This is a genomic window from Bartonella sp. AP258QHHD, from assembly GCF_042196145.1.
Classification (GTDB): Bacteria; Pseudomonadota; Alphaproteobacteria; order Rhizobiales; family Rhizobiaceae; genus Bartonella.
The window spans coordinates 1-1598 of the sequence record NZ_JBHIPR010000064.1 but is presented as its reverse complement, the minus strand read 5'-3'; the positions used below and the strand labels follow the sequence as shown (position 1 = coordinate 1598).

The window sequence follows — 1598 nt, the reverse complement described above, 5'->3', positions numbered from 1 at the left end:
GAGCGCTCCTATCGTCGTACTGACTATCTAGAACAGCGCCGTGTCTATATGGATAAATGGGCGGCTTATGTCACGGGTCAATCTTAAGATATGGGGTAATTTACCCCATGATCTGTGGATAACTTTCTCTCTCTTCTCTCTCATTCTCTCTCAATAAGAGTCATAAATTATCACATCAGAAATTGTATGATAAAATATTGTTTTATATAAATAAAATACCTTCAAAAATGAACCAAAATGTGGTTAATAAATGGTTATGATTTGTTACCATTTTTATAGTGAAAGGATTTTAATATGACAGAAAATGATATTCTTTTAACAGACCGTGAAAGTGCAAAATTGCTTCATATGAGTGTCTCAACTTTCCGCCGTCATGTTACCAATGGCTCTCTCCCCAAACCCCTAAAATTTGGTTTTTTATCGCGTTGGTTACAATCAGATCTTTTGAATGTCATCGAGCAAGCAAAACAGCAACGTTATAACGACGCGGCATAAAAAGAAAACCTTGTCACGTAAGAACGGACAAGGCTTTCTCAAACTCATCAACCTGGTGCTTTATTTGGTGTAAATTCAAGGCTTTCTCTGCTGAAACAAGACTTAAGGTTTGCATTCAAGTTGTTCTGAATGCTTTTTACAATAAGGGCTATTTAAGCGTCTCTCAACACTTCGCTGAGGCATGACAGCACCAGGACGACATATGGGAAGGTTGTCTGATTTATGGTTCTCACACCAATCTTGTATTGTAAAGCTAGGGCGAAAACCTGATTGCGCCATACACATTTCAATACTGGCAAATTGATTCAAATCTAGCGCCACAACCTTATTAAGGTCCGGTACTCCACATTCTAAAAGTATTTTATTTCTCCATAATGCTGGAGAAAGTGAGGGAATTGAGTTAACACATCCAGTGATACTTAACAGAGCTATGCAACTCAATAGTTTTAAGATTTTCTTCATTTTTTCCCTCTTTCAATGGATTTATTTACGATAAAACAGCTCATAAGCCTGTTGATATTTTCTGTCACCGCTGCTTAAAACAACGGTGAACAATATTGAGATGATTGGTTGAGAAAACAATCCCACCATTCCAAGCAAAGGCAAGGATGGCAGATTGTTGATCATCACAAACAGCAAAACTTAAGGATAGCATTCATATTGTTCTGGATGCTTTTTACAAAACGGGCTGTTCAAGCGCTTCTTGACACTGCGCTGTGGTATGACAGCACCTGGACGACAAATCGGGAGATTTTCGGCTTTATGGTTTACACACCATCCCCCCCCCTTTCATCTTTATAGCGGAAACCTGATTGAACCATACAAGCATGAATTGTTGCTATTGCATTGTTGCTTAAATTTCTGTTTTCTGGAAATACATCATAAGGAGCTGGCATACCACATTCTAATAAGGCTTTTCCTATTTCAGTAAAATCAGTAACACCATTTTTCTCCCACGCGCTCAAATACCCCCCAGGAGTTTTATTAAACTGACATCCTGCAATACCTAACAAAGTTACAGCACTTAATAATTTTAGAGTTTGTTTCATTTTTTACTCCATGATTTACTTAAAGGAAATTGTTCACGATGAGATGAGCCATAA

3 protein-coding genes and 2 pseudogenes are annotated in these 1598 nt (G+C 37.8%); 2 read left to right on the top strand and 3 right to left on the bottom strand.

Going from position 1 to position 1598, the window contains the following annotated elements:
- Together ACFIMM_RS08015 and ACFIMM_RS08010 are read left to right on the top strand one after the other, a co-directional pair.
- Nucleotides 1-87: pseudogene (locus ACFIMM_RS08015) on the top strand (integrase); the annotation flags it as partial.
- Between the two features lie 207 nt (nt 88-294).
- Nucleotides 295-495, top strand: a complete 201-nt coding sequence (locus tag ACFIMM_RS08010; protein ID WP_015856172.1) for an AlpA family transcriptional regulator — start codon at nt 295-297, stop codon at nt 493-495.
- Nucleotides 496-597: 102 nt separating this feature from the next.
- On the opposite strand, the gene ACFIMM_RS08005 is transcribed toward ACFIMM_RS08010, so the two are convergent.
- From ACFIMM_RS08005 to ACFIMM_RS07995, 3 genes and pseudogenes are all read right to left on the bottom strand, one after another.
- Nucleotides 598-957, bottom strand: coding sequence for a hypothetical protein (locus ACFIMM_RS08005; RefSeq protein WP_375608402.1), 360 nt, complete (start codon nt 955-957; stop codon nt 598-600).
- Nucleotides 958-1021: 64 nt separating this feature from the next.
- Nucleotides 1022-1150 carry a hypothetical protein gene (locus tag ACFIMM_RS08000; RefSeq protein ID WP_375682829.1) on the bottom strand — a complete coding sequence of 43 codons (129 nt, stop codon included), beginning with the start codon at nt 1148-1150 and terminating at the stop codon, nt 1022-1024.
- A pseudogene (locus ACFIMM_RS07995) lies at nt 1138-1544 on the bottom strand (hypothetical protein). Before ACFIMM_RS07995 ends, ACFIMM_RS08000 begins: the two are co-directional and overlap by 13 nt.
- Nucleotides 1545-1598 lie beyond the last annotated feature (54 nt).

What these genes read in the sequence shown, in the direction of transcription:
- ACFIMM_RS08010 (WP_015856172.1), top strand. Translation starts at nt 295, where the DNA reads ATGACAGAAAATGATATTCTTTTAACAGACCGTGAAAGTGCAAAATTG.
- ACFIMM_RS08000 (WP_375682829.1), bottom strand. Translation starts at nt 1,150, where the DNA reads ATGCTATCCTTAAGTTTTGCTGTTTGTGATGATCAACAATCTGCCATC.
- ACFIMM_RS08005 (WP_375608402.1), bottom strand. Translation starts at nt 957, where the DNA reads ATGAAGAAAATCTTAAAACTATTGAGTTGCATAGCTCTGTTAAGTATC.